Source organism: Ruegeria sp. CK2, assembly GCF_056536585.1.
In genome coordinates this window covers 150,210-172,137 of record NZ_JBQFPW010000007.1, presented here as the reverse complement: position 1 = coordinate 172,137, position 21,928 = coordinate 150,210, and the positions used below count along the sequence as shown (strand labels likewise).

The 21,928-nt window shown below is 55.4% G+C and carries 17 protein-coding genes; 6 read left to right on the top strand and 11 right to left on the bottom strand.

Features of this window, described 5'->3' with window-relative positions:
- Positions 1–72: 72 nt before the first annotated feature.
- The 10 genes from ACR0BU_RS12955 to ACR0BU_RS12910 form a co-directional block, all read right to left on the bottom strand.
- Positions 73–969 (bottom strand): class I SAM-dependent methyltransferase, encoded by an 897-nt coding sequence (locus ACR0BU_RS12955; RefSeq protein ID WP_480737726.1) that lies wholly within the window; start codon positions 967–969, stop codon positions 73–75.
- Positions 969–2,183, bottom strand: a complete 1,215-nt coding sequence (locus ACR0BU_RS12950; protein WP_480737724.1) for a DegT/DnrJ/EryC1/StrS family aminotransferase — start codon at positions 2,181–2,183, stop codon at positions 969–971. The genes ACR0BU_RS12955 and ACR0BU_RS12950 overlap by 1 nt, the downstream gene beginning before the upstream one ends.
- Before the next feature lie 24 nt (positions 2,184–2,207).
- Positions 2,208–3,335, bottom strand: coding sequence for a CDP-glucose 4,6-dehydratase (rfbG, locus tag ACR0BU_RS12945; protein WP_480737723.1), 1,128 nt, complete (start codon positions 3,333–3,335; stop codon positions 2,208–2,210).
- 7 nt (positions 3,336–3,342) lie between these two features.
- On the bottom strand, positions 3,343–4,149 hold the full coding sequence (gene rfbF, locus ACR0BU_RS12940; RefSeq protein WP_298935030.1) for a glucose-1-phosphate cytidylyltransferase: 807 nt from the start codon (positions 4,147–4,149) through the stop codon (positions 3,343–3,345).
- Between the two features lie 106 nt (positions 4,150–4,255).
- Entirely contained in the window at positions 4,256–5,899 is a 1,644-nt protein-coding gene (locus tag ACR0BU_RS12935; RefSeq protein ID WP_480737721.1) for a hypothetical protein, read from the bottom strand.
- On the bottom strand, positions 5,896–6,318 hold the full coding sequence (locus ACR0BU_RS12930; RefSeq protein WP_298935032.1) for a GtrA family protein: 423 nt from the start codon (positions 6,316–6,318) through the stop codon (positions 5,896–5,898). Before ACR0BU_RS12930 ends, ACR0BU_RS12935 begins: the two co-directional genes overlap by 4 nt.
- Before the next feature lie 91 nt (positions 6,319–6,409).
- Positions 6,410–8,521 (bottom strand): polysaccharide biosynthesis protein, encoded by a 2,112-nt coding sequence (locus ACR0BU_RS12925; RefSeq protein WP_480737720.1) that lies wholly within the window; start codon positions 8,519–8,521, stop codon positions 6,410–6,412.
- A gap of 480 nt (positions 8,522–9,001) precedes the next feature.
- Positions 9,002–9,859 carry a sulfotransferase family protein gene (locus ACR0BU_RS12920; RefSeq protein ID WP_480737718.1) on the bottom strand — a complete coding sequence of 286 codons (858 nt, stop codon included), beginning with the start codon at positions 9,857–9,859 and terminating at the stop codon, positions 9,002–9,004.
- Between the two features lie 55 nt (positions 9,860–9,914).
- Entirely contained in the window at positions 9,915–11,081 is a 1,167-nt protein-coding gene (locus tag ACR0BU_RS12915) for a polysaccharide biosynthesis/export family protein (RefSeq protein WP_480737716.1), read from the bottom strand.
- A 237-nt stretch (positions 11,082–11,318) separates the two neighbouring features.
- Positions 11,319–13,184 (bottom strand): GumC family protein, encoded by a 1,866-nt coding sequence (locus tag ACR0BU_RS12910; protein ID WP_480737715.1) that lies wholly within the window; start codon positions 13,182–13,184, stop codon positions 11,319–11,321.
- A gap of 540 nt (positions 13,185–13,724) precedes the next feature.
- Between ACR0BU_RS12910 and ACR0BU_RS12905 the strand changes: the two genes are divergently transcribed.
- The 6 genes from ACR0BU_RS12905 to asnB are packed head-to-tail and all read left to right on the top strand — an operon-like array spanning position 13,725 to position 20,207.
- Positions 13,725–14,342 (top strand): sugar transferase, encoded by a 618-nt coding sequence (locus ACR0BU_RS12905; protein WP_480737714.1) that lies wholly within the window; start codon positions 13,725–13,727, stop codon positions 14,340–14,342.
- A complete protein-coding gene (locus tag ACR0BU_RS12900; RefSeq protein WP_480737712.1) occupies positions 14,339–15,253 on the top strand; it encodes a methionyl-tRNA formyltransferase in 915 nt (304 codons plus the stop codon). Before ACR0BU_RS12905 ends, ACR0BU_RS12900 begins: the two co-directional genes overlap by 4 nt.
- Positions 15,250–15,945: a PIG-L deacetylase family protein gene (locus ACR0BU_RS12895; RefSeq protein ID WP_480737710.1), complete on the top strand. Its 696-nt coding sequence runs from the start codon at positions 15,250–15,252 to the stop codon at positions 15,943–15,945. Before ACR0BU_RS12900 ends, ACR0BU_RS12895 begins: the two co-directional genes overlap by 4 nt.
- A 14-nt stretch (positions 15,946–15,959) precedes the next feature.
- On the top strand, positions 15,960–17,138 hold the full coding sequence (locus ACR0BU_RS12890; protein ID WP_480737709.1) for a DegT/DnrJ/EryC1/StrS family aminotransferase: 1,179 nt from the start codon (positions 15,960–15,962) through the stop codon (positions 17,136–17,138).
- The gene (locus tag ACR0BU_RS12885; RefSeq protein WP_480737708.1) at positions 17,139–18,260 is read left to right on the top strand and encodes a glycosyltransferase; all 1,122 of its coding nucleotides are present in this window, start codon (positions 17,139–17,141) and stop codon (positions 18,258–18,260) included. It begins immediately after the preceding gene.
- A 12-nt stretch (positions 18,261–18,272) separates the two neighbouring features.
- Positions 18,273–20,207 carry an asparagine synthase (glutamine-hydrolyzing) gene (asnB, locus tag ACR0BU_RS12880; RefSeq protein WP_480737707.1) on the top strand — a complete coding sequence of 645 codons (1,935 nt, stop codon included), beginning with the start codon at positions 18,273–18,275 and terminating at the stop codon, positions 20,205–20,207.
- Between the two features lie 23 nt (positions 20,208–20,230).
- Here the strand turns inward: asnB and ACR0BU_RS12875 are convergent, their stop codons facing one another.
- Positions 20,231–21,658 carry a pectate lyase family protein gene (locus ACR0BU_RS12875; RefSeq protein ID WP_480737706.1) on the bottom strand — a complete coding sequence of 476 codons (1,428 nt, stop codon included), beginning with the start codon at positions 21,656–21,658 and terminating at the stop codon, positions 20,231–20,233.
- Between the last annotated feature and the right edge of the window lie 270 nt (positions 21,659–21,928).

Below are 21,928 nucleotides of genomic sequence, written 5' to 3'. Positions count from 1 at the left end.
GTCTTGTCCGGGCGCCAATAATGTCCCAAATGTCTAAACATACCCATCTCTGACTACGCTATCGTCGCAATCCTATTGTGCGCCTTGATAGTGCGTAACGGCCTCTTTTGGTTTCAACACAATGTCGGACTTCCGGCCCAGGAAAAACACCCCACTGGCGCCATCAACCCGATAAGGTTCTGGGATCAGACGGTCGAGGTACTGCGCCCAGAAAACGCAAAGCTTGGCCACTTTTCCTGCCGTGCGCGACCGGAACAACCCCCGAAACAGATAGTCCACGGACCACATGAATTGCACGCCCGGCCCGGCACTGGCCCCCGAGTCGATGCGTTCGAACGCGCGGAAGAGATAGCGGTGACCGCTTTCGGTGAACCGCGTGAAATCATAGGGGCCTTCGTGTACCTGCTGGAGAAAAGGCGTTTCCGCATAGATCAGACCACCTGGTTTCAGCACCCGGTGAATCTCGGACGCCACCTGGCGCGGGTCAAGCACATGTTCCAGCACAGCCTGAACGACCACACCGTCAAAGACATCATCCTGCATCGGAATGTCATGAGCATCCGCCACGAACTGAATATTCGGCGACTGATAGATGTCAAAGGCAAAGATCTGGACTTTGGGATCGTCATACAGTTTTCCCATCCCCTGCCCAACGCTGCCGCCGCCCACGATCAAAACACGAGGGTTTGGGTTTAGTGCCTTCATCTCGGACACAAACCGATCCACGTTACGCAAAGTGACCTGCTTGATCGGCGAAGCCAATCGTTTCAGGAACTTGATCGGGCCACGATACGCTGGTCGGTGGATCTGGGATTCAACCTCGATATCCGTTGGTTTAGGCGGCTCAATGACCGAGTCTTCATAGCGTACAAAAACCGGCACCCCGCCGTTGACGGCGCAAGGGCCAGACCCTTGCTTGAAGTCGTCCCGGATCAGATCCTTGATCGCCTCGGTCGGGGCCAGTGGCATCAGGATGCCTCCCGCGAGAGACCGGCAGCATGAGGTGTCAGGAATTCAGTCACCTTTTCATGCATATAGTCGATCTGAGGCTGGGTCAGGCCATGGTGACACGCCAACAGGATACCGCCTCGCATAACCGAATCCGATACCGGGTAGCCCGCTGGATCGCTGCGATACTCCAAACCTTTCATAGCCGGTTGGCGCAGAATGTTGCCGGTAAAGACCGGGCGGGTCTGGATGTCGGATGTTTCCAGGAAAATCTGCAACTGGCGCCGCGTGAATGGTGCGTTCTCGCGGATGGTCAACGGGAAGGCCAACCAACCTGTACGAGAGCCCGGCAGTTGTTCCGGCAGAATGAACCACTCTTCGTACTGCGCAAAGAACGCACGGTGGGCATCATATGCCTCTTCGCGAACCTTGATGTTGTTGTCCAGCTTGCCCAGTTGCACCAACCCGAACGCCGCACTCACTTCCGAGGGTTCCAGGTTATATCCTAGCGCTTCGAACAGGAATTTCGCATCATATTCAATGCCATCCAACTGTACGTTAAAGCGGTTTTCAATAGCCTCGGATTCCACGAACAGCGATGAGCTGCGCCCCCAGGACCGCATTAGCAGCGCTTTGCGAGCAAGCTCGTCATCATTCACACAAAGCATACCGCCGTTGCCTGCGCCGTTGATGACGTGGCTGCCATAAAAGCTGGTGGTCGAAATGTGAGAGTATTTGCCGGTACTGACGCCTTCCATCGTGGCGCCCAGCGTATCGGCGCTGTCCTCGATCACTTTCAATCCATGAGCATCCGCCAACTCGCGTATCTTGCGCCAATCAGGCAGGTTACCGATCAGCGATGGGATCATAACGGCAGACGTATTCGACGTGATCATCCGTTCGATTTGATCCACGTCGATGTTGTAGGTGCCTTCTGCGGCATCCACAAAAGCGGGCACCAGACCCTGACGCACCAAAGGCGCAACGGTTGTGGCAAAGGTCAGCGCGGGCGTGATAACCTCACTGCCTTTGGGCAGGTCCAGAATTTCGACCGCCAAATAGTTTGCTGATGAACCCGAATTGGTCATAATCCCGTGCGATTTGGCGAACAGAGTAGATACTTTCTCCTGCATTTCGCGCACTTTGGGGCCCATTTGGGTAGATGTCTTCAAAACCTCAACAACGGCATCAATCTCTTCCTGGCCGTGTACAGTCTGCCCGTAATTCACTCTCATTAATCTTACTCCTAAAAATGCCGCTTACTGCGCTGCGACCGTCGGGCGGTCTGGTTCTACTGATGATATCAGGCGTTCAAAATGGTCGATCTGCGCATTTGTGATCTGCGCCATGTTCCCACCTGTAGCATGTGCCTTGTACCAATCTGCGGTCAGATTGATTGCGTCCTGTAGTGTCAAACGCGGACGCCAGCCCAACCGGGTCTGCGCCTTTGTGCTGTCCAGCCGAAGAATGCCGGCCTCGTGCGGCGCGTCGGAGACCTGGTCTGCGAAGTCGAACACCGGCGCGCCTGCCCCCCAGGCACGCTGGATCATGTCCGCCAACTGCCTCACATCAACGGTGCTGGAGACATCGGGGCCAAAATTCCAAGCCCCGGCATAGTTTTCCCCACCCGTCAGCATTTTCTCGGCAACCTGCAGATAGCCAGAGACCGGCTCCAGCACATGTTGCCAAGGTCGAACGCTGGCCGGGTTGCGGATCACAACCGGGTCGCCCTTAGACCATGCCCGAATGATATCCGGAACCAAACGGTCTTCACCCCAATCACCGCCGCCAAACACGTTCCCGGCACGCACAGTTGCCAGCCTGGGGCCGTTGGGGTCGGAAAAGAACGAATGCGCATACGACTGTGCAACAAGTTCGGTTGCAGCTTTCGAGGCGCTATAGGGGTCTTTGCCACCCAAAGGATCGCTTTCGCGATAGCCCCAAACCCATTCGCGATTGTCATAACATTTGTCGCTGGTGATCACGATCACTGCCTTTAGCGACGGCATCTTACGGGCGATTTCCAGGACGTTGGCCGTGCCTTGAACATTCGTTGCAAATGTCTCAGCCGGCTCACGATATGATTTCCGAACAAGCGGTTGGGCTGCCATGTGAAACAGGATTTCGGCATCCACCCCTGCCAGTGTTTCCGATAGTTGGGCGGGGTCCCGGATATCGGCGAAACGACTATCGGTCGCTGCGCTGATGTCGCAGGCTTCGTACAAGGACGGTCCCGGCTCTGGCGGCAGCGACAGACCGGTAACACTGGCCCCTAGGCGCTGCAGCCAAAGCGACATCCAGCCGCCTTTAAAGCCACTATGCCCCGTCACAAGGACGCGGCGGCCATTAAACTGGCCGCCGAACATCTGAGTCTCATGAGCCGTCATTTTGCCCTCAAATTGCAACCGGGTATTCAGCCGAGGCTTGCTCACCAAATTGCATCCAGGGAGGCGTTTCTTCCTCGCTCAGTGCGTTCAGGGCGTTGCGGTCACGGATTGTGTCCATCGGATGCCAGAACCCGTCATGGCGGTATGCCATCAGCTCTCCGTCGCGGGCCATCTGAGACAGCGGCGACTGTTCCAATGGTTCTGTATCATCAACCATGTAGTCCATGACGCCCGGTTCAAACACGAAGTACCCGCCGTTAATCCAGGTCTCGCGCCGGCGTACTTTTTCAGTAAACGCATCCACACGATCGCCCTTCAATTCGATATTCCCGAACCGAGCAGGCGGTTGTACGGCGGTCACCGTTGCCAGTTTGCCGTGGGATTTGTGGAAATCGAGCAGCGCGTTGATGTCGATGTTACCCAAACCGTCAGAATAGGTGCACATGAAAGTCTCGCCCGGGTTCATCCACTCTTTCAAACGTCTGATGCGCCCGCTGGTCATGGTATGGGCCCCGGTGTCGACCACGGACACATTCCAGCCACCCGGTGCAGATGGCACCAGCTTCAACTCTCCGGTATCGAGAGCCACTGAGATGTTGTTCGCAATCAGGTGGTAATTGGCAAAGAACTGCTTCAGCAGCAGCGCCTTGTATCCGGCGGCCACGACGAAGTCGCGATGCCCGAAATGGCTGTAAATATCCATAACGCGCGCGATGATGGGTCTGCCGCCAACCTCGACCATTGGTTTTGGAATCGCGACTGTTTCTTCGGCGAGCCGTGAACCCAGCCCTCCTGCCAGAAGAATTGTTTTCATTCGTGCTACTCCCTCAAATAAACCTTTTCAAAAATCTACACTTTCACGTTGGAGCTCGGGGTGTTTCCGCCAACGAGTCATGAGCGGGTTTGGTGCTGCTCCGTCGTCATTCTGCCGCATCTGCGCGACTTAAGTATATCACACCTTCGCCATAGCGGTTGTTTAACCCGTCTTTTTGCACTGCAGCGTAGCCATTTTCGTTCGCATATCGCAACAATGGGGCCTCAAGATCAGAATCATATCCTAATAGGAATGCTGAAGGTGGATTGGAATCAAACAGTGCCGGCAGGTCTTTTTCACCGGCCATAACGTATTGCTGAGCCAATTCAGGGTCGGTGTAAGGCGCGATGCGATAGGCAAATGGCCCGGTCGCCAATTCAGCGTAGACAGGCAGGTGTGCTTCCAGCGGGTAAAGCGGCATAAATGTTGCGACCGGCCCGTCAGGAGTTGCGCTTTCGGCGACAGCGTCGCGCAGGGCGGCCCCGCCTTTTGCGATCCGAGCCGACGTAAAGCTATCCGGCTTCGCCAGACTAAGGAGCCCGGGGGCAAGCCGGGGGGCACCCAGCAGGAACAACAATGCAAATCCTGCAAGACAAAGCGGAACAACCTGCGCTCGTTTTTCGTGAGGCAAGAGGCGATAGATCAAAGCGGCAAGCAAAGGCACCGCGATCAAAGGCTGGATGTAATACTGTGGGAAGCCCGGTGTCGGCACAAAGCTGAACAGTGCGGTCATGCCAAGCACCGCCAAAACCACAAGGATCTGACCCAGTCCGTTACGCTTTTGTGTCGATTTGGCTGCGCTGAGCACGCCAAGAAAGAACAAGATCATCAGGCCGATCAAGGCTGCACCGCTGAACCATGTCGCATACGCAAGCTGGATCTTTTTGCCCAAGCCCATGGCCAGACCGGGTTCTGAGGCTGCATTGGCCTGCCAATAAGCAATATGTGGCCCGGTATGAAACTTCAAAACATGTGCCAAAAACCCGGAAGGGTCCGCGGCAAGATACCAAAACAACGGCAAAGCGCCGACCAAACCACCGATCAGCACCGGCAGAACGACGGAACGCAACCGGTCAGAAAAAGGCAGATGCCACGGCAGCAGGAAAGCGGCGACCGCGACAGGTGGGATGAAAATCACCGCGCTGACTTTCAGGCCTGCTGCAATAGACAAGAGCAGACCAGATATCAGCAACTGAGCAAAGCGGGGTCGGTCCCGTAGTGTTTCGACAATAAACAGCCCTAGGCCCCATGCCGCAAATGGCAAAGGCAACAGGTTGTTACTGGCGGCCATACCGGCCTGGGTTTGAAGTGTTTCGTTGACGACCAAAACCACGACAAAGAACACTGACAACAGCGCTGAACCTGATATCCGCCACGTTGCCCAGCTTACGCCCGAGGCCAGCAAGAGCCAGGCGCAGAACTGGCCAAAACGCGCGGATGCCAAAAGGCCCTCACCTCCGAATATCAGATAAAAACCCCGATAGAACCAAGCTGAGTTTGGGACGTGATTATAGAAGAAATCTCCGTAAAGGCTTGAGTACCCCAGTAATTCCGCTGGCGGCACAAACATCAACTCGTCTCGGCGCAAGCCATACCCCATGATGCGCCCATAAAGTGCTGCAAACAAAATGACCAGAACACCCGCAATCAGAACGCGCGTGAATACGCTGCCAAAAACCGCTCGGGCTGAAGTGCCTGATGTGTCGTTGTGGTGATCGGCATCCAGCATGGAATCTGCAGACTGCGTCATTGCGTTATCTCCTGCAGGCTTGGGCGCAGAGCGCGGGAGATCAGTATGTATGACAAGACAACCGTTGGCCCCAATGCAATGGCCTGAGCCAGATAGGGATCAAGGCCCACTTGCAACAGAGCCCATAAAAGAAAGGCGTTAAAGGCGTAAATCACAACATAAGACACGGCATAATGTGGCAGACGACCATAGCCTTGCACATAGAACACATAGCGACCATGCACCTGAAAATTCCAAAGCACGCCAACAACAAACTGTATCACCAATGCCAACTGAGGGTGCGCACCAGACCATACAAGGCCCGCAAATACGGTGTAGCCAAACATCGTATTTACGACACCGGCACCCAAGAATCGCAGGATTTGGTGCCACCTCTGCTGGGTGGGGCGATATGCGCCAGAGTGACTTAGTCCTGACATTCCAATAACTCGCTCAAAAGAGCCCTTATTCACTCGTACTACACACAGCGGCGGGGTCGGGCCGCCAGAAAAAATGCATTAGACTATAATTTTAGCAATTGCCGACGGTTTCCAACGACTCTCGGGTTTGAAAGCCGTTCACCACATTCTTGGACGAGATCGCTGGAACTGCAGGCTTTGCCGGACGGTTCGTCAGATCCTTCGCTTCGATTGGGCGCAATCCGTTGGCACCATAACCCGGCACCAGCTCTTTCAGCAATTTCTTGACGGCAAGGTCGTTTCCTTCATGCGCGGCCTGTTCCAACTTGAGGATCATGGCGCGCAGGCGCGCAGCTGACACACCTTCGGGAATTGCCGAAGACACGCCTGGAATACCACTGTCACGGTGTTCTTCGGTGACGTCGAACAACTCTTCATAAAGCTTTTCGCCCTTACGGATGCCGATGAACTTGATGTCGACATCTTTGTACGGGACCAGACCAGCAAGGCGTATCATACGCTCTGCCAGATCGACGATCTTCACAGGGCGTCCCATATCCAGAACAAAGATCTCACCATGGCTGTCTTCAAGATTCAGACCTTTGGCCGCAGCAACCAGGGTCAACTGGACAGCTTCACGGATCGTCATGAAGTACCGTTCCATTTTCGGATCGGTAACTGTCAGCGGACCACCTTCGGAGATCTGACGCTGGAACAACGGGATAAGCGAACCAGAAGAACCCAGTACGTTACCAAACCGAACCGAGAAGAAGCGGGTTTCCTCGTCAGTCTCGTTGGTCACGCGGTCCTGTGCTTGCGAGTAGAACTCGGCAACACGCTTGGTTGCGCCCATAACACTGGTGCTGTTCACGGCCTTGTCGGTCGAAACCTGAACCATCGCAATTGCGCCCACGTTGCGTGCGGCATCGGCGACATTCCGTGTGCCAATCACATTGGTCAAAACACCCTCACACGGGTTCAGTTCCACCATCGGCACGTGCTTTAGAGCAGCCGCGTTGAACACCAGCTCGGGACGATGACGTCCAAAGATCGAGTTTACACGGTCGGCGCTGCGAATATCGGCAACATAGATACGGCGCTTCACTTCAGGGAAGTTCTGGCCCAGATCCATATCGATCGAGTAGGCATTGTATTCGCAATTCTCGATCATGACGATTTCAGCCGGTTCAAACGAGGCGATCTGACGGGTCAGCTCGCTTCCAATCGAGCCACCTGCACCGGTGATCAGAACCCGACGTCCCTCGAACATCTCACGCAGCATCGAGCGTTCAACCGCCTTTTGCGGGCGATCCAGAATATCTTCAGGGTTTACGGTACGGATGCCCGAGCTTTCGGTACCCAACTCTTCCAAACCGGTCAGACGAGACACAGTGATGCTGTTGGCTTCGGCCCAGCGGGTCAGCTTGCGGATGCCATCACTCTCAAAGTGAGTCACGGGCTCCGTCAGCAGCAGGCGCTGGGGCAATGTTTCGCTGAACTTTAGACGCTCGATGACGACATCCGCATCCAGCAACGAACCGATGATCTTCACATCATGGAAGTAAAGGCCCTGGGTGTTGCGGGCGTCATCGATGATGCCAACAGGTTCGTACTTCGAGTCCGTATTGCTCAGCGAGCGAACAAACAGATCGCAGCTGGCACCGGTACCCACAAGGATCACCGGGATTTTGCCATCTGCACGTGTCGAACACCCTTGCACTTTGCGCTTGAACTCGGTGCTACGCGCCAGAATGCGCAGGCTTCCCAAGGCCGGAACGATCAAGAAAAATTGGATGACATACACAGCCAGTGGCACCTGAGCCGTAATCTGAACCGCCAGACCCAGCAAGGCCAGCGTCCCAACACACAGTGCGGATGCACGAACAATCAAGGAAACATCGCGCAAAGACGTCGAGCGTGTGTGGCGCTTGTAAATCCCGGACAGTGGCAAAATCGCCAACGCGACAAGGCACGACATAAGCACCAAGGGCACCAATACGGCCGCTGGCTGGGCAGGCAGCACGCCGCCATTTGCGAGCACCACCGCCACGACAACGGAAATCGCCGAAGCAAGCACATCGCCAATCACCAGACGGCGGTTCGCTCTCAGCTCATTAAGTTTTTGCTTTATTATGGACCCCAGGTCACCCAGCTTCAGCTCGGCCTCGGCCGCGCTATCACTAGCGGATCCATTTTTGAGCTTAACCAACTCACGCTCATACATACTCTGAACTCCGGCGTACAAATTGCCCAACTACCAATCGACTCAAATTGACGGACCGATAAACAGCCGTTCCGCCTCAAAGCCGCACTCATTCGCCAACACCCACATGGCGCCAGCAAGTTTGACTTATTTCGGTAAAAGTCCCCCACAACGGTCCAAGTACAAGAAATAACAGTACCCGAAACCAAGACCCCCTTCTCACTCATACAAACCAAACTAATATTCAAACCAACCGAATACATCGGCCAATATCGTCTAAATATAGCGTTAACGTATCACAGCGATAGCCGGATCAAAACGCTTTTTTAACATTCTGGACATCATTTGACCAAAGAAATGTCCAATTTCCCAGTGTTCGCTTGCTGTTCACTCTGTTTATGAACACCGGAACCAAAGCTCGCTAGTCAGATACGAGAGTGCCAACACTGGGCTTTTGTTTCCACTTCGGAAACTTAGCGGACAGATGATCATGATAAGCACTCAGTTGATTCGCTCCGGCTGGTGGTTTTGAGCCCCAGCCCACGCATGGCTGACACCCGGATCATGCTTTTCGATCCGGGCAATGTCTTCGGCATAAAAGTCGCCCATGCGCTTAGCTAAATCGTCAGTCAGAGCAGGATATTCCACTTGCCGAGCAATGGCGTTGCGCAAGGATCGAACCGGCCAAGTGTTGCGCACAGGGTCGAACACGAAGCGAACAGGCGCTAACGCTTTGCGCAGAGGCAGCGGAACCATCGCTTCGTTCTTGTCTTTCACCTTCTTTTTTACAGGCGGCTCCAACATGTCCTTGAGGTTTAGGTGCGCCCTGACTTTCTCTAGGTTACCCGTTGGGTTTGCGCGGACGTCTTCGAACGCCAGCAACAAAACCTGATCGGCCGGGAACAGATCATAGAAACGGTCGAGGTGATGGGCATAGCGACCGTCCGATAGAAACCGACCATCCGCAGCCCGGGCCGGATCAAGGTATTCTTCAATTCGGCCAGTGACTTCGCCACGACGAAACAGCATGCAATAGTCGGAATAGGCCCTTTGCACCGGGTCACGCATCTGCAGGACCAATCGGGCATTGGGGGCAAAATCACGGATGCGCTGAGCGGCCTCGGGCACAGTCAGGTAGGAGTTTGATTTCTCGCCGATCAAGCCCGAAGTATCACACCCTTCAAACTGCTTCCGATACCAGCCGACCCCCCTATCATATTCGCGGGAAAAAAAGTGCAACTCAGGACCCGGCATGTAAATGGCCGGCGTTTGCGTCAGCGACTGCTGCAACCAAGTCGTGGCGCATTTTGCGGCACCAATAATCAGAAAATCGACAGGGCGGTCATCGGGCAACGTCATGATAAAAACTCGTAAACTAGAACTTTGGGGGCCATCCCCCGGCAAACTAAAGTCATCAATTTGAGGTCAGAACAGTTCGTCTGACAACTTCGATTGTATCACCAGGCTGGACAAGATCAGTGCCCGTCACGCGTTGTGTTTGGCCATCAACGCCACGTGTCACAACAAATTCTATGATCGTTTCGCTGGCTACATCATCTTCACTGAGCAAGCCCGCCGCCGCCAGCTCACTGTGCAGGGTTGTTGCTGTCTCTAACCTTGTCTTCAGTGACGCCAGTTCGCTTTCCACGCTGTTCAACTGAACCAGCGTGTCCGAGCGCGCGTTATCGTCCAGCTCCAGCGCGTCTCGTTCCGCACGGTTCAAATCCTGCCGAGCGACCAACAGCGCAACTTCCTGATCCAGTCTTTTCGATTCAAGATCATTCAGCTGATTGGTCATCGTTGTGACCCTGTTTGAAACTGTCAAACCCTTTTCCTTAAGCGAGTTCAGGTTTTCGAGTTCTTTGCTGACATTTGCGATTTGGATGTTGCGTAGTTCCAGCTGGGTCGTCAGGCTGGAAATCTGCTCTTTCAGAAGGTTTTGTAGATCTTGTATGCGTTCGCCTACACCTTCGCGTGCGGACATGGTTGCCTTCAGTATCTCGCCTTCAAGCCCCGTCGGAGGTTCAGGCAGCTCTCCACTATTCTCGTCGCTTTCCAAAATTGCCAGATCCGCAACCAACCGTTGCTTTTCCTGCTCCAGCTCTCCGATCTGCGTCGACAGCAAGCGAATTTCGCCACCCATGCGCAGAATCTGGAAATCATTGCTTGACGAAAATTCAATCGGTGGCCGGATAGTGCCGCCTGCCAAGGCCAGCACCTGCTGCGCGGTAATCCCGAAATGAAATTCATACGCGCCCGGCGAATTTACGTCGCCAAGTACGTAAATGGGCAGGTGGCCCACAACTTCCAACGCGATCCTGGGCGGCTCTGCCATGCCGATCTGACGGCGGAACTTCAGTTCCAGCAGTGCGGCCAGTTCCGCCGGGGTGTGCCCTTCGGCTTCAACCTGACCCACAAGCGGGACCATCAAAGTCCCGTCTCCGGTGATCGAGTACTCGCCAGTCACACCATCCCAAGTCACATATGTCGTAGAGGCTGAATCCCAGCGCATCGCCTTGAGAGACACCCGGTCCTGCGGCAACAAGCGATAGCCTTCGGCCAAGACCGAGCTGGCCGCCATCGCAAAAATCAAAAGGAATATTCTGAAACAGCTGTTCAAAATCTTGTCTCCCAACTCACTAACGCTGCAGGGCGTGCGACCATTTCCAGATGATCAGACAAAACTCTGCGGTACCAATTCTTACACAATGATCACAACCGATCGACCAATCACGCGCTGAAAAAACTCTGGGTCATCGCCTATGTCAAGAAAGCTAGTGTCTGCCGACCTGACTGACAAGGGCAACAAGCTTTCTCGTCACGAGTAACCCGCCTTGCTGTAGTCACTATAATACGAATAAGTCCCGTAGCCATATTTGCGCTGCTTGTCTAAATCCACATCATTGATAAGGGTCGCCGTGGCCTCGATCCCGTGCATATCCAACTTTTCGAATGCGTCCTGCAATTCTTCAAGCCGTGTACGCCCCCAACGAACGACAAACAGTGTCCCATCGATCAGCGACCCGACCCTGCAGGCATCGTTGACCACAAGGATTGGTGGCGTATCCACCAGAACCAGATCATAGCTGGGGTCAATGCGTGACTTAAGCTCACTCAGGAGCGCGCTTTCGTCTTTGACTGATGCGTCCGAGCGGACGGCAACGTTGAGAAGCGAAATAGAGTCTTTTGGCAGTCCTTCTATTTCCAACGCCTTTGGTCTTACTTTCCCAGACGCCGCGTCCTCTAGCGAATTTATCGAATGCACGGCGCCGAGCGTGCGGCTGGCGCCTAACCTGTAGGAATCCAGATCGAGAACCAGAACTTTCAAACCTTCACGGGCAGCCGCCAACGCAATAGAGACGGCGACGGTTGATTTTCCTTCGCTCGGAAGGCCAGACGTCACCAAGACAACCCGCCCCAGACCTTCGCGATTGAACCAAAGCGTCAAAAAGTTTCGCAATGCTTCGGCATACGGTGAGCGCGGGTTATCCACAAAAAACGGGACAAGTTCCTGTTTTTTATCCCATAGTTTGCGTCTCTTGATTTTAGGCAAAAAGCCGTAGTTCACAGCGCCCACAGACGCACTGATTTGCCCGTCGCTCCAGATCCGGGTGTTCATCGCTTCAAGCAGAGCGACAAGAAGCACGGACAAAAATGCACCGGCAAAAATGCCGCCGCCCAAAATCACGACCGGGTTAGGCCAGAAAGGTCGGGACGGGATACGGGCAATTGTGACTTGACGCGCGCCTTCCGAAACAAACTGCAGCTGGGTTTCAAGTTCATTCAATCGTTCAATTGAACTTTGGTACCGCGACCGCAGAAGCTCGAGCGATCGTTCCATGCCGATCAGCCGCAGCTCGGCCCGGGAACGGATCAGAAGATCCGAACGTGCAAGATCCAGTTCGCCCTTTAACTCCCCTGCTTCGGTCGATGTGGGATCGTCACCTGACACCACATCATATATCGCCTGTAGCCTTTCAATATCAGCGCGTTGGCGGTCGGGCAGTGTCTCGTCATCAAGACTGTTTTCCCGAACAAACGCCGCCAACGCAATTTCGTCAGCGGATAGCTCTTCATTCAGCTGTGTGACACGGGTGCGCAGGAAGTCGATGGACCGGGTGATGCCAGCCTGACGATCCCGGTCGCTTTCGGCAATGTAGGTTTCGGCGACAGTGTTGGCGATATCCGCGGCCAGTCGTGCATCATGGGATTCCGCATCGATCTTGATCGCCAAGCTCTCTCCCTGCCGTGCGATACTGTAGGACCCCAACAACTTGTCCACGACCTGCTCGCGCCGCAATTCTGGCGGCACCGGTTGATCCGGCGGCGGGGCCGGCATGAACTCGGTATTGGTGTATAGATCCATGTTCTGCGCTACATCTGCGGCAAACTCGCGGGATCTGAGGATATCAAGTTGGGTTTCGATCGCCACGCGCGACAACTCGAACGTTTCCAGCTGAACGTCGGTTGTGCGAACGCGGGTATCCAGCTGAGCCATCACAACGGTGGATTGAGCGCTATAGCTCGGCTCCAACCGTTTCAGCACGTAATAAGCCACCACAAAAAACAGGATGCAAATCCCGATCATGAGCACCGCATGCCGCCGCAACACGGTCCAGATCATCGGCCGCGCAAATCGTTCGAATTGATTGGCCTGATAGGGTCGTTCAAGATTATCTGGCACTGCTCTTTCCAGTTAGTAAAACGTTGTTCCGACCTTGATCTGGGCGGCACATTTACGCGACCTTGGCCCAAAGAATCGGTTTCGTGTCATCCGGGAGTTAACCCACCTCGCCTCTTGCGATTGAACCGGTATCTGGTGACAATCGCAAGACACTGTTGGTGCTCTTAGTGTATTTGTCGGGACAATCCTAGAAAACAGAGGGCATTCGCACAAAACTGGGCAATTTGGTCCCGGTTTCCACTCTCTTACCCTCAGATGCTGATGTCGGAAACAATTTCATTAAAACCAGTCGAATCGTTTATGATTTCTTGCAGGTCAAAGCGTCTCTCTCGGGGAACGACGCCCTGTATCACTTGATTCGCCGGACCCGGTTCAGCACTTCTTGCAAATCATATCCAATTCGAACACAGTGGGGTGCGCGTATCTTTTTCTTCACCCCTGCGTGCAGTTTTATCGTCAGCAAAGCTTGACGAATTTTTTTTGATTTTGATGTGTTGTGGCCCGCCGCGTGGTACTGAGTTGGATTGAAGTGTGAATAGAGTGCCCGAAATTCTGCTGTGCGTAGTCTTGGGTGTGGTGGCCCTGCCCTTTTTCCTGATCGCTTGCCTGATCGTGGTTGTTTCTGTGGGCACGCCGCTGATGTTTTCCCAGCCGCGCTGCGGGCGCGGAGGACAAATCTTCCGGTTGTTCAAACTACGCAGTATGTCCGCGGCCCGTGGGCCCGACGGCGCATTGCTGCCCGATGATCAGCGCCAAACCAAGGCGACGGCGCTTATCCGGCGCCTACGGCTGGACGAAATCCCACAGCTGCTGCTGATTTTGCGTGGTCATATGGCTCTGGTCGGACCCCGCCCCTTATTGCCCGAAACCATCGAAAGCTTTGGAACCGAAGGCCAGTATCGCTGTTCCGTTCGGCCCGGCCTGACAGGATGGGCACAGGTCAGTGGAAACACCAACCTCAGCAATACAGAAAAACTGGGTTTGGATCTTTGGTATGTGGCGCATCGGTCAACCATTTTGGATCTGCGGATCATGGCTGAAACAATTGGTGTTGCCATATGGGGCGAACACCGACGGATCGATCGCATTGAGGCAGCCGCCCGATGGCTGCAGGACCACCCCCCCGCAAAGACCAATCTACAGGGGTCACCTGCATGAAAACCATTCTAGTTGGTGCCGTTGAAACGTCGCATGCCGCTCTGGTGTCGATCTGCGCCGCGGGCCATGCGCCGGATCTGGTTATGACGCTGCCCCCTCATCTTTCGCATCGTCATTCCGATTTTGTAGATCTAAGCGGTGTGGCCAATCGTTATGGGGTGCCGATTGAATACATCGAGAAAACCAACGCCCCTGAAACGCTTGAAAAAATCGAGACGGTGCAGCCTGACCTGGTTCTGGTCATTGGATGGTCGCAAATTTGCGATGCAGCCTTTCGCGCCATTCCTCGGATAGGTTGTATTGGCTTTCACCCTTCGGCCTTGCCGCGCCTGAGGGGTCGCGGTGTGATCCCCTGGACCGTTCTTATGCAAGAACGCAATGTCGGATCATCGCTGTTCTGGCTGGGCGAAGGGGCAGATGACGGGCCAATCGCGGCCCAGGCCCGCTATGCGGTTGATCCGGACAAAGTCACCGCCCGAGATTTATATGATCGGTCGCTGCGCGCGATCTCCGGCCTATTGCCACCCTTGCTGGAACAGATCGCCGTCGGCGATATCCCGCGTGAGCCACAGCCGCAGACTGGCATCAGCGTATGCGCGCGCCGCCGCCCCGAAGACGGGCTGATCGACTGGTCCCGCCCCGCGACCGAAATTGACCGGTTGATCCGTGCGTCTGGCCCACCTTACCCAGGTGCCTTCACTCATGGGCCTGATGGCCGCCAACTGGTGATAACGCAATCCGCACCTACCGAACCCCATGGCTATTACATCGGGCTGCCTGGTCAGGTGCAGGCCATCAATGGCCAAGGCTTTACCGTAGCCTGCGGCGACGGCCGGTGTCTGGACATTCTGGAATGGTCCGGGGCCGACATTCCGCCAGCCATACATTCGAAATTGGGAAAAACAACATGATTACCACTGACTTACTCAGTGCTGGAGCCGGCCCCGCGCTGGTCATCGCCCCTCATCCCGATGATGAGGTGCTGGGCGCAGGCGGCACGATAGCGCGGCTGGTCGATGCGGGCCGTGAGGTACACGTGGTTGTCGTCACCCGCGCAAAACCACCAAAATTTGATGACGCTCAGACCGAAATCACACGAGCTGAAGCACGCCGGTCGCATGAGTTTCTGGGCGTGACCAAAACGCATTGGTTGGATTTCACGGCCGCCGAGCTGTCCGAGCAGCCGCATTCCGACCTGAACGCAGCCCTTGGCACATTGGTGCGCGACCTTGGCGCCGATCTGATCCTGGCTCCGCACCCTGGCGATATTCATATGGATCACCAGCTGACATTCCTGTCCAGCCTTGTGGCCAGTCGTCCACACCAGGATGATTATCCAGCGACCATTGCCGCCTACGAAACATTATCGGAAACAAACTGGAACGCCCCATATCTGACGCCGCCCTTCATACCCAATGTCTTTGTCGACATCTCGGATACGCTGGAACGCAAGCTAAAGGCGTTTGCCATGTTTGAAAGCCAAGCGAAGCTTCCACCGCATGAACGCTCGGTCGAAAGCATAAGAGCGCTTGCAACCTTGCGCGGCGCGACCGTGCATCGACATGCAGCCGAAGGGTTCGTGCTAGTGCGGACCGTCGTCTAACAGGAGGATTGAACATGCCTTCATGGCCCATCTACGATCAGGAACAGATAGACGCGGTCAGCCAGGTTCTGGCCTCGGGTAAGGTCAATGCGTGGACCGGTCCTGATGTGCTCGCGTTCGAAGAAGAATACCGCGCCTATACCGGGTCTTCTCATGCAATCGCGATGGCCAACGGCACCCTGACACTGGACGCCGCGATGCATGTGTTGAATCTGAACCCTGGGGATGAGGTGATTGTGACGCCGCGCAGTTTCATCGCATCCGCCAGTTCCGTGATGCTAGCCGGAGGCACGCCCATTTTTGCGGATGTCGACCCGGTCACACAAAACCTGACAGTTGAAACGATTGCCCCGCTGATCACACCGCGCACGCGCGGGATCATTCCAGTGCATCTGGGCGGTTGGCCATGTGACATGGACGCAATCATGGATCTCGCGCGCGCTCATGATTTGTGGGTGATCGAGGATTGTGCACAGGCCCATGGTGCGATGATTGATGACCGGCATGTTGGTACCATCGGAACCTTTGGATCGTACTCGTTCTGTCAGGACAAGATCATGACAACAGGTGGTGAGGGTGGCTTGCTGCTGACCAATAACGACGCTCTCTGGTCGAAGGTCTGGAGCTACAAGGACCACGGAAAAGGATATGACACCGTATTCAACACATCACATCCGCCGGGTTTTCGCTGGTTGCACGATTCAGGTCCGGGTACAAACCTGCGCATGACCGGCCCCTCCGCAGCGCTGGGTCGCGTGCAGTTGAAGCGGCTCAATGATTGGCGCACCCACCGGACTGCAAACGCTGAACTGTTGACCGACGCGTTGTCCTCGTGCCCGGCATTCCGCGTGCCAGTTCCGCCCCAAGGGCTAACCCACGCTTACTATCGTTTCTATGCGTTTGTACGTCCGGAAGCATTGGCAACAGGTTGGTCCCGCGACCGGATAATTGCCGAGATTAGCGATGCTGGGTTCCCTGCATTCTCGGGCAGTTGTTCCGAGATTTATCTGGAAGAAACGTTCACTAAGAACGGGTTAGGTCCAGCCGATTATCTGCCCGTCGCGCGGGAGCTGGGCGAAACAAGCTTGGCCTTCCTTGTCGATCCGACCTGGTCTCAGGACGACGTCGCACGCCTTGCTCAGTCCATTGTAGACATCGGCAATCGCGCATTGGCAGTGCAGAAGGCTGGCTAGATGATCCTTCACGTGGTCACAGATTTCTCGACACAGGGCGGAGCGCAGGCCATGTTGGCGCGCTTACTTGCGCACTCGGGTGAGCGTGCCGTCGTTGTGGCCCTGACGGAAGTGTCTGACCGCTGCCGTGCAATGGCCGGGAATGATAACGTTGAATACATCTCTCTCCAAGCCAGATCCCCACTGTCTTTTCCGCACGCCATATGGCGGATCGCACGGCTGATCCGGGTTCACAAACCTGACGTCGTCTTGTGTTGGATGTATCACGCGATGGTCGTCGGATTGATTGCAAAGCTGATATCGATGCGACGAGTACCTGTGATCTGGACCGTACGTCAGGCATTGGATGATCCGGCCGCCTTTACCCGCAGCACCCGGGTTGCGGTTGGTCTGTCGCAGAAACTCTCGCGGTTCAGTGATGGGATCATCTACAACTCGACCCGGGCACTGCAACAGCACGCCAAATACGGGTTTTCAGAAGCCAACGCGAGCGTCGTGCCGAACGGGTTTCTGCTGCCCAAAAATGTACAATCGCGAAAAGGCCCGGCACGGGTTTTCGGGCTGGCCGCACGGTTTCATCCGCAAAAGGACTTTGAGACCTTCTTTCGAGCCTTTGCCATCGCGCGGCGTTCGGTACCCGACCTGACGGCCCGACTGGCAGGCGACGGTGTTACCGCCGACAACGCCGCGCTGCGCGATTTGCTGACTGAAAACAACCTTTCGGAGGACAGCGTGGTGCTGTGTGGCGACTTGCATGACATGTCGAACTTCTACGACAGTATCGATATGTTGGTTTTGTCCTCGCGCACTGAAGGTTTTCCAAATGTCATTGCAGAAGCCATGAGCTATGGCCGACCTGTTGTTACAACCGACGTTGGTGATGCGGCCAAAATCGTTGGCGAAAGCGGGTATGTTGTACCCGCGCGCGATGCACAGGCGCTTGGGCAATCTCTGACGGACGCCGCAAATTGGTCGTCCGAGGAATATGGCGGGCGCAGCCAAGCCGCCCGTGATTGCATTGCGGACAGCTATTCATTGGCCGCGATCGCCGAAGCCTATGATTCAGTGCTGCGCGGTGTTGGAACGCAGGCGCGGGCATCCACCGCCCCGCATGCCGGATAGGAAGACGGGATCATGTGCGGAATAGCCGGATATCTTGCATTCAAACCCGTCGGCCTTGAAAACGGGACCACGAGCCTCAAGGCGATGTGCGACAGTATCCAGCATCGCGGGCCGGACGCTGACGGCATGTTTGTCGATCAGGACACTGGCATTGCGTTGGGGCAACGACGGTTGGCGATTGTGGATTTAACGGAAACTGGCGAACAACCGATGACATCGCCCAGTGGCCGCTATTGCATTGTCTACAACGGCGAAATCTATGGTTTTCTGGAGCTGCGCCAACAGCTGATTGATCATGGGGTCACATTCCGCGGGACATCCGATACCGAGGTTCTGTTGGCGTCGATGGATCTGTGGGGTATTCGCAAGACCCTGGACCTAGTACACGGAATGTTTGCCTTTGCGGTATTCGATCGGCAAAGCAACAGAGTTGTATTTGCCCGGGACCGGCTAGGCAAAAAACCTTTGTATCTGGGCATCAAAGGCGGTCACCTGCTATTTGGATCGGAGTTGAAAGCCCTGCGCGCCCACCCCGCGTTTGGCACACCCGAGGTCGATAGGCGCGCGCAAGCGCAGTACGCGCGCTATGCGTTTATCCCGGCACCACTGACCATCTATCAGGGTGTGATGAAGCTCCCGGCGGGGACGATGGTTGAGGTGCAGTTGGACGCCCCGCCTGTGTCGTCAGATGATCTGGTCGATAGCTTGCGAACGTTTTGGGATTTGCGGGACAGGGTTGAGGCGTGCCGGGCTGATCCTTACGGCGATGAAACGCAGGCACTTGGTGGGATCGAAGACGCTTTGCACGCCGCAGTTGGCGAGCGCATGGTAGCGGATGTCCCTGTTGGCACCTTTTTGTCGGGCGGGATCGATTCCAGCCTGATCACCGCGATGATGCAGGAACAAGCTGCTGGAAAAGTCATCAGCTTTACCGTCCGGTTCGATCACGATGCGACAAACGAGGCCGATCACGCGGCCGCGATCGCCAAGCATTTGGGGACAGATCACCACGAGGTCACGGCGACGCCTGAAATGGCATTTGATTTGCTGCAAAAGCTTCCGCAGGTCTACGATGAACCATTTGCCGACCCGTCAGCCTTTCCGACATTGCTGGTGTCGGAGTTGGCACGCGCGCAGCTTAAGGTCGTCATGTCTGGTGATGGCGGGGACGAGTCTTTTGGGGGCTATGAACGCTATGTTCGCATGATGGCGATGGAGCGCATTGGGGCGAAGTTACCCGGTCCTGCCGTTTCTGCACTGGCGGCGTCCCCAGCTTTTGTCACAAGCGCTGCCGCAAAAGTATTACGACCCCTCGCCCCAGCGTCGATGCGTGATCAGATTACCCCGGATCGACTGTCCAAAGTGGCCTCGATCGCACGTCACCCTGATTTCCGCAGCCGATATGACGCGCTGTTCACGTTATGGAACCCGCCTGCTGCCAGCTGTCAGGGTGTGTTTCATTCGCACCAAATACCGGACGGGCTGAGCCCCGTAGATAAGATGATGCTGCTGGATTCCGAATTGTACCTGCCAGAGAGTATTCTGGTCAAAGCGGACCGAGCGTCGATGTCTACAGGGTTGGAAATTCGCGCACCGCTGCTGGACTACCGCGTTGTTGAGGCCGCTTGGAGGTCGCCGGATTCCCTCCGCTACAACGGTAAGTCCGGCAAGGTTGCATTGCGTCGGCTGCTGGACACGCGCGTGCCCAAATCACTGTATGATCGCCCGAAACAAGGCTTTGGCATTCCTTTGAACGATTGGCTACGAGGGCCACTCAAATCCATCGCCAATGAGGTTTTTGCCTCCGACGATCTGGTCGGAGATGTATTTGATCGGACACAATTGAACAAGCGCTGGACCGAGCATTTGTCCGGCGCCCGCAACTGGGGCCCACATCTTTGGGTCGTTCTGATGTACCACTTCTGGCAGGAAGAGTGGCTTCGCTGAAGCAGGTAACTCTCCAACCCCACTTAAGGTCCTGAATCGCCTGCCAGAAAACTCAGATACTCCTCAAGGTTCGACCATCCGTCGCCATCGCGGTCTTTCCAGGTGTCTTCGCGATCATTCGGGTCAAGCCCCTCATGCGTTTCTTCCCATTCATCGGGCAACCCGTCCAGGTCCCTGTCGTTCAGCACATTGACCTCGGGCAAATCCGGCCAACCACCCACTTCGTCCGGGTGATCGATCCTATGCCCATCGCATCCAAGCATGTTTTCGACGATAGACGCGTCCAGACTGTCCAATTGTCGATCGGGCCCGAACCGTGCGCCCACATGCGCCGCGACATGATCCAGGACGCCGCCAACCGGTTGCGGCGTGACTGACAGAGGGAACGCGGGCTGTTCCACGACATTTGGAACAGCCGCCTCATCCACGATCCGACCCTGTTTCGATCGGTCACATAAAACATCCAGCCGGTTGTCCATGTACAGGTTGTCTTCCTCAAACACTTCCAGCTTGTTGTCGGGCTCGACTGGGAAAACCTCGATCGCTGCAGGGCGATTGCGGTCCCGCGTGCTAGGTCCGGGCAGAATCACATTGCCCACATAGTTGATCCAGGTGTCGCCATAGAGGTTTCGGAACTCACCAAATTGCGAGGTCGCGTCGTAGAACACGTTATTGACGATATCGACCGGCCCCAAAGGGGATGATGAGATATCGGGGTTTCTGTCCCGGTTATGCGCGAACAGATTGCCAAGCAGCGTGATCCGCCCACAATCGGAAACTGCCCCATCCTTGGCGCAGATCAACGCGCCTTTCGAGTGGCGCCGTTCGTTGTGCGAAGATTTGTCCAAACCATAAGCCGCAATGGTGTTGGCGATGGTGATGTCGTGGCTGGCTTTTCGTTCAGTACCGATGCTGAGGTTTTCGTCGACACCAAATGCAATTGAAACATGGTCGACATAAATGTTCGAGCTGCTTTCGATAATCAACCCATCGACACTCGGGGATTTTTCCTTGCTGGGGCCGGGTCGGAACTTGAGATAGCGCAACAGAATGTCATTAGATTCGTAGATCATCAGCGGCGATTTCTGAACATTCCCAACCCGCAACTGAATGCCCTGCCCCGGCGCGGTTTGCCCCGCAATATAGGTGTTGGGAGATACGCGAAGCTGCTTGTCGACGACAATCGTGCCCGAAACAGCAAACAGGCACACCCGACCGACACCCGGGTGCTGCAGGCATTCGCGCAAGCTGCCACGCCCCGAGTCCGCAAGGTTGGTAACGTAAAACACACTGCCGCCACGCCACCCGGTCGCGTGTTTGCCGTACCCCTCCGCGCCCGGAAAAGCGACATTCGCGCTATTCGCGCCATCAGTGAGACCACCTGTTGCAAGCGAAAACGTCAATGCAGCGGATTGAATAAGAGTCAGACAAAGAGAACTTGAAAAGCGCATGTTGGAACCAAGTGTTGCCGAAACCAAAAAACGAAACTCCGGAGATTGTCTCAATCCCCGGAACAGAGCCTAGCTGATGCAATCAGGTTTGACACCCCAAACGATAAGCAGGGTCAAAATCTGGCAAAGTTTTGATTGCGCACATAAAGTTGGGCGCCGGTGACCTTTGTCAGATCACAAACAGGCTTTCAACAGCGCGTTTGCCGATATCCGGGCTTCCCCTTCGGAGAGGGATCGTTGCATGGTGCAATCGTGAAAACGCAGGAGCCT

What these genes read in the sequence shown, in the direction of transcription:
- asnB (WP_480737707.1), top strand. Translation starts at nt 18,273, where the DNA reads ATGTGCGGAATAGCCGGATATCTTGCATTCAAACCCGTCGGCCTTGAA.
- ACR0BU_RS12930 (WP_298935032.1), bottom strand. Translation starts at nt 6,318, where the DNA reads ATGTCAGGACTAAGTCACTCTGGCGCATATCGCCCCACCCAGCAGAGG.
- ACR0BU_RS12950 (WP_480737724.1), bottom strand. Translation starts at nt 2,183, where the DNA reads ATGAGAGTGAATTACGGGCAGACTGTACACGGCCAGGAAGAGATTGAT.
- ACR0BU_RS12935 (WP_480737721.1), bottom strand. Translation starts at nt 5,899, where the DNA reads ATGACGCAGTCTGCAGATTCCATGCTGGATGCCGATCACCACAACGAC.
- ACR0BU_RS12955 (WP_480737726.1), bottom strand. Translation starts at nt 969, where the DNA reads ATGCCACTGGCCCCGACCGAGGCGATCAAGGATCTGATCCGGGACGAC.
- rfbG (WP_480737723.1), bottom strand. Translation starts at nt 3,335, where the DNA reads ATGACGGCTCATGAGACTCAGATGTTCGGCGGCCAGTTTAATGGCCGC.
- ACR0BU_RS12920 (WP_480737718.1), bottom strand. Translation starts at nt 9,859, where the DNA reads ATGACGTTGCCCGATGACCGCCCTGTCGATTTTCTGATTATTGGTGCC.
- ACR0BU_RS12890 (WP_480737709.1), top strand. Translation starts at nt 15,960, where the DNA reads ATGCCTTCATGGCCCATCTACGATCAGGAACAGATAGACGCGGTCAGC.
- ACR0BU_RS12885 (WP_480737708.1), top strand. Translation starts at nt 17,139, where the DNA reads ATGATCCTTCACGTGGTCACAGATTTCTCGACACAGGGCGGAGCGCAG.
- ACR0BU_RS12900 (WP_480737712.1), top strand. Translation starts at nt 14,339, where the DNA reads ATGAAAACCATTCTAGTTGGTGCCGTTGAAACGTCGCATGCCGCTCTG.
- ACR0BU_RS12915 (WP_480737716.1), bottom strand. Translation starts at nt 11,081, where the DNA reads ATGGCGGCCAGCTCGGTCTTGGCCGAAGGCTATCGCTTGTTGCCGCAG.
- ACR0BU_RS12875 (WP_480737706.1), bottom strand. Translation starts at nt 21,658, where the DNA reads ATGCGCTTTTCAAGTTCTCTTTGTCTGACTCTTATTCAATCCGCTGCA.
- ACR0BU_RS12895 (WP_480737710.1), top strand. Translation starts at nt 15,250, where the DNA reads ATGATTACCACTGACTTACTCAGTGCTGGAGCCGGCCCCGCGCTGGTC.
- rfbF (WP_298935030.1), bottom strand. Translation starts at nt 4,149, where the DNA reads ATGAAAACAATTCTTCTGGCAGGAGGGCTGGGTTCACGGCTCGCCGAA.
- ACR0BU_RS12925 (WP_480737720.1), bottom strand. Translation starts at nt 8,521, where the DNA reads ATGTATGAGCGTGAGTTGGTTAAGCTCAAAAATGGATCCGCTAGTGAT.